The following is an 8,817-nucleotide window of genomic DNA, read 5'->3' as shown; positions in this document are numbered from 1 at the left end:
TTTTTTCGTACAGACTAGCTAATTTAGAATGATTGCGTTTAGGGGCTATAGTCTAGCCCCATAAAGGCTTTGAACGTTTTCGGAGATGTCTAATGAACTGAGCGAGCGCACCACAGAACTCAATCGCACAAATATTTTTCTCGTCTCTATTCTCAGAAGTCTCCAAACAGGAATAGTGGTAATTGACAGCAGCTTTAACATCTCAATTTGGAATTACATGGTAGAGGATTTATGGGGCTTGCGGACTGATGAAGTTCTAGGAAAGTCTATTTTCAGCCTAGATATTGGGCTACCCGTCGAGCAGTTGCGATCGCTCATCCGCGATTCCTTATCTGGTAAAAAACAATTTCAAGAAACGATCCTCGATGCTACCAATCGTCGGGGTAGACAAATAAAATGTTACCTGGCAATTACTCCCCTCTTTGGCATTGAAATGCAGGGAGCAGTTTTGATGATGGCAGATGTAGAGAGAGTCCATAGTATGATTTCTAGTCAAGAAATGGAGGAACGGCGGCAGCAAAAATGAAGGGAGCAGGGGAGTTGAAGAAGAATTCAGGAGTCAGAATCAAGACTCTCTCTACGAGACTACAGGTGTTGCTATCCAAGATTTTTTAGCAAAACCTTATCAGTACCGAGCAATTATTGAACTTTGTTCAAAAAATATTCAGTTAAAATCAATCTGCTAGACTATTTAGCTCAATTAAAATTCTGGAGTTTTGTGACTCTGTGTTTACTCAGTTACCGACAATCAACGTCCTGAAACAACCTACTAGCTCTGCTTGGGTTGAACAAGCGATCGCTAACTTAGACATCATCTTACTCGACCACTCCCACTGTGAACGCAAAGCAGCAGGCGTAGCCTTGAATATGATGTTTCGTTACCCTTCTAATACTAAAATGGTTCGGGAACTAACTGCGATCGCCCGTGAAGAACTAGAACACTTTGAGCTAGTTAACCAATGGCTAGAACGCCGAAATATTCCCTTAGCTCCCTTACAACCGCCTCCTTACGGCGCAGGTTTAAGAGCTACAGTCCGCCCCAAAGAACCTGAGCGATTTCTAGATTCCTTACTAGTCACTGGTTTAATTGAAGCTCGCTCTCACGAACGCCTGGGACTGTTAGCTGCTCACTGTCCAGAGCCAGAGTTAGCAAAATTTTATCGGGGGTTAATGGCATCCGAAGCGCGTCATTACGGCATATACTGGGTATTAGCTGCTACTTACTTCGACAGAGAAATAGTCATGCAACGGCTTGATGAATTAGCAATTGTCGAAAGCGAGTTGCTGGCGACTTTGCATCCAGAACCTAGAATTCACAGTTAGTAGACTAAGGCAACAGATATGAAGCTTCAGCTAACACACCTGAGACTACTTGTCTCCAACTACAAAGATTCTTTTCTGTTCTACCGGGATCTGCTGAAATTTGATGTCGATTGGGGCGATGAAGATGGCGGATATGCTGAGTTTAATACTGGATATCTCAAGCTAGGTTTGTTCAAAAAAGAATTGATGGCTGAAGTAGTCCCAAGAATCGAACAGCCTTCTTATGTTGCCAATCGAGATAAAACAGTCTTGATTTTCGCAGTCGATAACGTGGATGAGGTTTATGAGCAAGTCAAAAATCAGAATGCGATCGTTGTGACTCAACCACAAGATCGCCCAGACTGGGGAATTCGCACAGCTTATTTTCGCGATCCCGATGGCAATCTCATCGAAGTTTACAGCAATCTAGGAATTGTCAGCTAGAAATTCGCTTCTAGTCTGACAAATTCCTTGGTAATTGAAGCTAGAATAATATTTCATTACAGTTTTATATCAGGCTAGAACACCGATTCAGTCATCGGAATCATAATGAAAAAACTAGGTTTAGTTGGGTTATAACAAGAAATGTTTGGTTATATAAAGACGTTTAAATAGGAACCATTTGTAATTATGCAGGTGGCCTAACTTCTTAGGGCCCTTGGAAAAGTAATAGAGGTTGATAAGCTGTTGTGTTTTTAATTTGCACATTGAGACAGCAGGGGAGCAGGGGAGCAGAGGGGCAGAGGGGCAGAGGAGCAGGGGAGCAGAGGAGAAGAGGAGCAGAGGGGCAGAGGAGAGGGTTTACAGGTTTTACCTAAAAGATTATGAGGCAACTTGTAGGCGCGACAGCTTATCAAGCGTAAGATCAATGTTTGCGTAGGCATCACTACAAATATATCGCTGAGTTGTAGTTGCTAAAGAAGACAAGGGGAGGGGAGGATAATTCCCCTCCCTTAGTCCGTTTATTGACACCTTGAAAGTACTGCCTGAAACTGAGTCTGCAAGAATTGCTATTTGCTAGGTAAATTGGGATATAGAACCAGAAAATTTTCTGTGTAAACTTGACCACCAAATGGTAATGAAAAAATATTATCAAGATTTTTTAATCCGTGATTGGGCAGAAAGCGATCGCACAAGAGCTGCCGAAGTCATTAGTTATGTATTATCAGAATACGGTCTGGGTTGGGAACCGAAGGGCGCTGACCAAGATGTGCTGCAAGTAGAGGAATTTTATTTAGCTACTGGGGGAGAGTTTTGGGTAATTGAACACCAAAGCCAGTTAGTCGGTACTGGGGCATACTACCCCATACATCGAGGCAAAAAAGCTGTAGAAATCCGCAAAATGTATCTTTTGCCCAGCATTAGGGGTTTGGGATTAGGGAAATATTTGTTACAACAGCTAGAAGCAGCGATCGCAGAGCGGGGATTTGGACAAATTTGGATTGAAACCGCCAGCGTTTTGGTGGAAGCAGTCAAGCTGTATGAAAGCAACGGCTACACTCCAGCAACGGGAGCAGAAACAACACGCTGCGATCGCGTGTATTTTAAGTCATTGGTCAATGGTCATTAGTCATTAGTCATTGGTCAATGGTCATTAGTCATTGGTCATTAGTTATTGGACTTTGGACAAATGCACACTTGGATTAAAAATCTCACCGACTTACTCAATCTTTTTCTCCAATCCCATTGCCCCCTATGTCAACGCGCAACTTCCCAAGAATTTTGTCAGAACTGTATCAGACAACTGCAAAAATGTCAACGGAAAGACCCAATTTCTCTATGGAAAGAGCCAATACCAGTATTTGGCTGGGGGGAGTATGGTGGCCCAGTTAAACGAGCGATCGCCGCAATGAAATACGAAAATCAACCCCAAATAGCTCGCCCCTTGGGTCAATGGTTAGGAGAAGCATGGTTGTTAAATTCACCGAGGCGAGATAGTCAGCCTGTGGTAGTTCCCATTCCACTGCACCCTAGTAAGCAAAAGCAGCGTAAATACAATCAAGCTGGACTGATCGCACAAAGCTTCTGCGAAATAACTGGATTAAAATTGAAACTAAACGGTTTAGCCAGAATTCGAGAAACTGAAGCGCAATTTGGTTTATCGGTATCTAAACGAGAAAAAAACTTGGCTCAAGCTTTTGCTGTTGGGCAAGAATTTCGCGATCGCCCCCCAAATGTTCCAGTGCTGTTAGTGGACGACATTTATACTACTGGTGCTACTGCCAGGTCTGCTGTGCAAACACTTCGTCAGTATGGAATCGTGGTCTTAGGATTAGTAGCAGTAGCCACTGCTGTCAAAGACGGATAAATCCCGAATTAATGAGCTAAATTGAACATATAAGCACATAAGTTGACCGAATTACTCTATTTTTGTGGAAAAAATTGCTTGAAATGTATGAATAAAGTTTTTGCGGCGGGTTTAAAACAACTCATGATTATTCCTGCCACATTGCTGGCAATAGGCGTAAGTACAGGTGCAGCTTTTGCTCAAAATAAGTTGTATAGTCCAATACCCTTATCTAACAGTACTGAAATTACTGATAGCCTCTCAGATAAAGACATTCCCACAGGTCAAGGTGGGTTTGCTCGTGATTACACAGTGAAGTTACAAAAGGGCGATAATTTAGCAGTTGATCTGTCATCTGAAAACTTTGACAGCATCATCACACTGCTAGCACCTGATGGTTCGACTCTGGCAGAAAATGATGATGGCCCTGATGGTACTAGCAATTCCTTACTATTTACCCGCATCGTAGAGACAGGGAATTATGTTATTCGTGTCCGGTCTTTTGGAGAAACTGGGGTTGGGACTTTTAAGCTCAAGGTGACAAAGCTGCAACCGATTAAATGAATTTGTCATTTGTCATTGGTCATTGGTTAGGAGTCAGGAATTAAAATTTCTTTTCCTGCTCCTTTATCTCCGCATTTATGAAAAAACGGTCAGCACGCAGAGAAATAAGGCTTCAGTCCACTCGACGACTGCGCCGTAGGTGTCTCCGGTGTGTCCACCTAATTTGTGGTTGAACCATGCACCACTTAAAATGGCGATCGCACTTCCGGCAATTATCATTGCTAGTGCTAAAAATAATTGCTGTTTATCTATCAGCACAAGTAAAGCACTCAAAGCCAACAGCAATAATAATCCTGGTAACAAATCTTTGTAAGAACGAATGGCTTGTTTGTGAAATGCACCTTTGCCGGTTGGTTTCAAATAAGGATATCGCGCGATCGCTACCTGTTGTCCCCAACGTCCCCAGCCACAAGCAGCCATCAGCAACAAACAACGATTTTCTGGCATATCTGTTAAGGCTGTGATTTTTAGTAGCACCAAGGCGATCGCAGCCATTGCCCCAAATGCACCTGTAGCACTATCTGCCATCACCTCCAGCCGCCGATCCGGATCGCCCACTGCTAAACCATCGGCAGTATCCATTACCCCATCTAAGTGCAGTCCTCCAGTTATACCAATCCAAAGACTTACTACCAAAGTACTACGAGTTAACACTGGCATACCAAGATAATCCATCCCCGTATCTAGTAACCCTAAAATTCCCCCAATTATCAACCCTACAAGCGAAGCAAGACGTGCTACTCCTTGAAAATCCAACCCGTTCAAATACGGTAATGGAATACTCGTGTAAAATATAATACTAGCTGCCAGTTTGAACAGCAGCTTTTTCCACCACTGTTGCTGTTTCGTCATCGGAGTTACATTAATATTCGGTTAATTGCTGGATAATCATATTAATTTGACTACAATTGAACATTAGTAGACTTTAAAGCTTTAGATAAGATTTACTTCTGTTAGAGATTATTACTGAAAATTTTGTTATGCTGGTCTAAGTAATAAATAAAAACTTTTAAGTAAGTTTTTATACAAAAAACGATTCAGAAAATTAAAGTTCTATCAAGAATCAAAATTTGTGTTTTGTATTCGTTAACTAAAAACTTACTCCAAATTGTTAGACGATTGCCCCACAAAATTGATATTTTTTTAAATGTAGGGAGTAAACAAGCTATTCGATTATGACAGTTTAGCTATGTTGTTACTCTCCTTAGCTCAATGCGCTATTTTCCTATGAGTCACCATCTACCCGACACCAGGATACCAGCTCCGTGCATTATTAACACGGGCATCATTGTGAATAAACTCGACATCCGGCGATTGCTGGGAGATTTAGGTCGAGTCCACTACATCTACACCCAAGAAGATAAGGTACTGAGCGAGGGCGAAGGGGATGTGATGGAAGTTTTTGCTAATCCACAAAGGTCTACCTTAGTGGCTAACCATGCACTATACTTGAACATTTATAGTTTTGATTACTTGGAACTCAAACAGTCATCGCAACAAGAAACCTACTTCGATTTGATGCAAGAAGGGGTGTGTCTGCGGTTGATTCCCCGCTCAACCCCCATCCAAGAACGACGAGAGCGAACCTTCAATGTCAGCGCCATCGAAGCGATGATGGAGCAAGTCCTCTCAGCTAGATGGGATGCAGAAATTGACGATGACTGTTCTGATTCTTTCTAAAATAGGGACTACTATAGCAATTTGATGTAGGGGCAATTCATGAATTGCCCCTACATCGGATAGTTTTGCATAAGTCTTAATAGGCGCATCTTCAAAAATCTAAAATGGCATGAGTGCGAATTTTTCCTTTGAATGTCTTGCTTGCTGTAGTCAGACAAAAGCCAGAGCCGGAGTGTTTTCCACTCCTCACGGGGTTGTAGAAACCCCTAGATTTATGCCAGTGGGAACGCTGGCAAATGTCAAAACTATTACCCCAGCCCAACTCAGAGATACTGGGGCACAAATGGTCTTATCTAACACTTATCATCTTCACCTACAACCAGGGGAAGCGATCGTGGCTGGGGGGGGTGGGTTGCATAAGTTTATGGGTTGGAACGGCCCAATGCTCACAGATTCTGGTGGGTTTCAGGTGTTCAGCTTAAGTGAGATGCGAAAAATTACTGAAGAAGGTGTAACTTTCCGCTCACCTCACGATGGACGAATTATTAACTTGACACCAGAACGCTCCATTGAGATTCAAAATACTTTAGGGGCAGATGTGATTATGGCTTTTGATGAGTGTCCGCCCTACCCAGCGACTCGTCAAGAGGTTGAAACTGCAACTGAGCGGACTTATCGTTGGTTAGAACGTTGTATAACGGCTCATCAACGCAGTGAACAGGCTTTGTTTGGGATTGTGCAAGGGGGCGTGTATTTGGATTTGCGTTGCCGGGCGGCTGAAGCTTTGGCTAAGTTAGATTTGCCGGGATATGCCATTGGTGGCGTGAGTGTGGGAGAACCACCAGAATTGATGGCTGAGATTGTAAAAGTAACAGCACCGCTTCTACCACCCGAAAAGCCGCGTTATTTGATGGGTGTGGGTACTTATCGGGAAATGGCGATCGCGATCGCATCTGGTATAGATTTATTTGATTGCGTAATTCCCACTCGCTGGGCCAGACATGGAACGGCAATAGTCCAGGGCGGACGCTGGAATTTAAAAAATGCTAAGTTTCGTGAAGATTTTACGCCACTAGATGAAACTTGTCATTGCTACACGTGTCAAAATTTTAGCCGTGCTTATGTATCTCATTTAGTGCGATCGCAAGAAATTTTAGCTTATACCTTGTTGAGCATTCACAACATTACCGAGCTAATTCGCTTTACCCAGCATATTAGAGAAGCAATATTAAGCGATCGCTTCACCACAGAATTTGGTCACTGGCTTAACGAAGAAAGTCGAGATGAAGAGTGGGGAGTGGAGATTGGAGACTAGGGATTGGGGACGGGAGCAATGCGATTTTGTGAGCAGGGGATGCAGGGGAAGAGAAAGAAATAAGTGTATTTATAGCTATAAAGGTTGTAAAAAATACTAAAGTGTTCTCTTCACTCCCCCTGCTCCCCCTGCCTCCCCTGCTCTTTTCACGAGGATCTCACTTTTTCGCGTTGCTCCCTTGGGGACTGGGGATTGGGGAGATAAGCAATGACAAATGACAAATGACAAATGACCAAACCATGTTAAGATACTTTTCAATTATGAAAGCTGTGTTGGATAGGTGGATTTAAACAAACATGGAAGCAGCACTTTTATTAGCAAAACTGCCTGAAGCTTACCAAATCTTCGATCCTTTGGTAGATGTTCTCCCAGTCATCCCTGTATTCTTCTTGTTACTTGCTTTCGTTTGGCAAGCAGCTGTGGGATTTAGGTAAGTTAATTTATTTTTCAATTGAGTAGAACAGGTATATTGCCTGTTCTATTTTTTGTGGCACTATATTTTATAAAATTAACATTTATTAATATTTTGTAATGTTTTAATATAATAAATAAGATATGAATCAAGCCATGTCAATATGAAGCCTTGAAAGCCAAGCTTAGAGTCAAGGAGGAAATCAGTTATGGGTAATATCAAATTCGTTAAAGAGAATAAAGAAGTCGTGGCGGCAGATGGTGCAAATCTCCGACTCAAAGCGATGCAAAATGACATTGATATATATACATTTATTGGCAAGATGACCAATTGCGGTGGTAATGGTCAATGTGGTACTTGCGTTGTCGAGATAGTCGAAGGACTAGAAAATCTTTCTCCCCGCACAGACGTAGAAAGTCGTAAATTCAAGAAAAAGCCGGAAAATTACCGTCTTGCATGTCAAACTTTAGTGAATGGTTCAGTCAGTGTAGTCACGAAGCCTTAAATTTTTGGGATTATCCGTGGTTAGCATTTGAGAAAGTAAAAAATTTGGGCTAACTCTGTCATTGATAATGGTATCCTAATGTTGTTGACTGGAAAACTAAGAGAGGCTTTCTTGCCATGCAAGTTAATGACCTGGGGTTCGTAGCGAGCATTTTGTTCGTATTAGTTCCCACTGTGTTTTTACTAATTCTGTACATCCAAACTGCTAGCCGCCAAGGTGGAAAAGATAGTTAAGAATTCGTGTATAAAATAAATAACCCCTACACTAGTCGTGCTGGGGTTTTTATTTATCAACCGCTAACTGAGTGCTGAGTAGTAAAGACAAGACAAATTTTACTTCTTTACTATCCTATTACAACAATCTTTATACTCGGCACTCTTAGAGGATGAATGAACAAGTATTTCTCTGTGATTTTAGGTACTTAGCGATCGCCCCTAACCCTCCTTTTTAAGGAGGGCAAAAGTCTCTTAAAATCCCCCTTATTAAGCGGAGCCACTGCGGTCTTGGGGTCTCCCCAAGTGAAGCAAGTGGTGTGGATTTAGGGGGAACTAGAACGTTTTAATACCTAACAATAGGACTTTTAAAACATCCTCTTAGGAACATGGATTAAATAAAATACAAAGCTTCATCCTGTCTCTAGCTTCCCTCTCCTTTATAAGGCTACGGTGTACACACAAGTCTTTGAGAGTGGACTCATAGGCTTTTGATCCCCCCAACCCCCCCTTAAAAAGCTATCCATTATAAACATCTTTCTTAATACAAAATTTGACAAAAGTCAGCAGTTATGGGGAGGAGGATGAAGGAAAAAAATC

The 8,817-nt window shown here is 42.1% G+C and carries 11 protein-coding genes and 1 pseudogene; 11 read left to right on the top strand and 1 reads right to left on the bottom strand.

The genetic code is table 11. The annotated features are described in order from the left end of the window. Window positions 1–85: 85 nt before the first annotated feature. The 6 genes and pseudogenes from V7K42_RS27310 to V7K42_RS27285 form a co-directional block, all read left to right on the top strand. Window positions 86–526: pseudogene (locus V7K42_RS27310) on the top strand (PAS domain S-box protein); the annotation flags it as partial. Window positions 527–726: 200 nt separating this feature from the next. Beyond that, window positions 727–1,323 carry a tRNA-(ms[2]io[6]A)-hydroxylase gene (locus V7K42_RS27305; protein WP_094346917.1) on the top strand — a complete coding sequence of 199 codons (597 nt, stop codon included), beginning with the start codon at window positions 727–729 and terminating at the stop codon, window positions 1,321–1,323. Window positions 1,324–1,341: 18 nt separating this feature from the next. Then, entirely contained in the window at window positions 1,342–1,746 is a 405-nt protein-coding gene (locus V7K42_RS27300; protein ID WP_334920625.1) for a VOC family protein, read from the top strand. A gap of 634 nt (window positions 1,747–2,380) precedes the next feature. Then, window positions 2,381–2,872: a GNAT family N-acetyltransferase gene (locus tag V7K42_RS27295; RefSeq protein WP_334920627.1), complete on the top strand. Its 492-nt coding sequence runs from the start codon at window positions 2,381–2,383 to the stop codon at window positions 2,870–2,872. A gap of 60 nt (window positions 2,873–2,932) precedes the next feature. Then, entirely contained in the window at window positions 2,933–3,610 is a 678-nt protein-coding gene (locus V7K42_RS27290) for a ComF family protein (protein ID WP_334920623.1), read from the top strand. Window positions 3,611–3,697: 87 nt separating this feature from the next. Beyond that, on the top strand, window positions 3,698–4,153 hold the full coding sequence (locus V7K42_RS27285; protein ID WP_334894497.1) for a PPC domain-containing protein: 456 nt from the start codon (window positions 3,698–3,700) through the stop codon (window positions 4,151–4,153). A 75-nt stretch (window positions 4,154–4,228) separates the two neighbouring features. Here V7K42_RS27285 and cobS read toward each other — a convergent pair whose 3' ends face one another. Further along, window positions 4,229–5,005 (bottom strand): adenosylcobinamide-GDP ribazoletransferase, encoded by a 777-nt coding sequence (cobS, locus tag V7K42_RS27280; RefSeq protein WP_334920621.1) that lies wholly within the window; start codon window positions 5,003–5,005, stop codon window positions 4,229–4,231. Between the two features lie 375 nt (window positions 5,006–5,380). Here cobS and V7K42_RS27275 point away from each other — a divergent pair, with 375 nt between their 5' ends. The 5 genes from V7K42_RS27275 to psbM all read left to right on the top strand — a co-directional run bounded on the left by V7K42_RS27275 (window position 5,381) and on the right by psbM (window position 8,238). Next, window positions 5,381–5,833: a hypothetical protein gene (locus V7K42_RS27275; protein WP_094333205.1), complete on the top strand. Its 453-nt coding sequence runs from the start codon at window positions 5,381–5,383 to the stop codon at window positions 5,831–5,833. A 109-nt stretch (window positions 5,834–5,942) separates the two neighbouring features. Continuing rightward, window positions 5,943–7,088 (top strand): tRNA guanosine(34) transglycosylase Tgt, encoded by a 1,146-nt coding sequence (tgt, locus tag V7K42_RS27270; RefSeq protein WP_334920619.1) that lies wholly within the window; start codon window positions 5,943–5,945, stop codon window positions 7,086–7,088. A gap of 296 nt (window positions 7,089–7,384) precedes the next feature. Then, window positions 7,385–7,522: a photosystem II reaction center protein K gene (locus V7K42_RS27265; RefSeq protein ID WP_006195022.1), complete on the top strand. Its 138-nt coding sequence runs from the start codon at window positions 7,385–7,387 to the stop codon at window positions 7,520–7,522. 186 nt (window positions 7,523–7,708) lie between these two features. Then, window positions 7,709–8,005 (top strand): 2Fe-2S iron-sulfur cluster-binding protein, encoded by a 297-nt coding sequence (locus tag V7K42_RS27260; RefSeq protein ID WP_334920617.1) that lies wholly within the window; start codon window positions 7,709–7,711, stop codon window positions 8,003–8,005. A gap of 116 nt (window positions 8,006–8,121) precedes the next feature. Next, complete coding sequence (psbM, locus tag V7K42_RS27255) at window positions 8,122–8,238, top strand: photosystem II reaction center protein PsbM (protein WP_012407089.1); 117 nt, start codon at window positions 8,122–8,124, stop codon at window positions 8,236–8,238. Window positions 8,239–8,817 lie beyond the last annotated feature (579 nt).

Source organism: Nostoc sp. (assembly GCF_036917455.1).
Lineage (GTDB): Bacteria > Cyanobacteriota > Cyanobacteriia > Cyanobacteriales > Nostocaceae > Nostoc.
Note: the sequence above shows the minus strand (reverse complement) of the source record. Positions and strands in the feature narration are given on the sequence as shown.

Excerpts from the sequence above, each read along its gene's own strand:
- V7K42_RS27300 (WP_334920625.1), top strand. The coding sequence starts at position 1,342 with ATGAAGCTTCAGCTAACACACCTGAGACTACTTGTCTCCAACTACAAA.
- V7K42_RS27295 (WP_334920627.1), top strand. The coding sequence starts at position 2,381 with ATGAAAAAATATTATCAAGATTTTTTAATCCGTGATTGGGCAGAAAGC.
- V7K42_RS27290 (WP_334920623.1), top strand. The coding sequence starts at position 2,933 with ATGCACACTTGGATTAAAAATCTCACCGACTTACTCAATCTTTTTCTC.
- V7K42_RS27285 (WP_334894497.1), top strand. The coding sequence starts at position 3,698 with ATGAATAAAGTTTTTGCGGCGGGTTTAAAACAACTCATGATTATTCCT.
- cobS (WP_334920621.1), bottom strand. The coding sequence starts at position 5,005 with ATGACGAAACAGCAACAGTGGTGGAAAAAGCTGCTGTTCAAACTGGCA.
- V7K42_RS27275 (WP_094333205.1), top strand. The coding sequence starts at position 5,381 with ATGAGTCACCATCTACCCGACACCAGGATACCAGCTCCGTGCATTATT.
- tgt (WP_334920619.1), top strand. The coding sequence starts at position 5,943 with ATGAGTGCGAATTTTTCCTTTGAATGTCTTGCTTGCTGTAGTCAGACA.
- V7K42_RS27265 (WP_006195022.1), top strand. The coding sequence starts at position 7,385 with ATGGAAGCAGCACTTTTATTAGCAAAACTGCCTGAAGCTTACCAAATC.
- V7K42_RS27260 (WP_334920617.1), top strand. The coding sequence starts at position 7,709 with ATGGGTAATATCAAATTCGTTAAAGAGAATAAAGAAGTCGTGGCGGCA.
- psbM (WP_012407089.1), top strand. The coding sequence starts at position 8,122 with ATGCAAGTTAATGACCTGGGGTTCGTAGCGAGCATTTTGTTCGTATTA.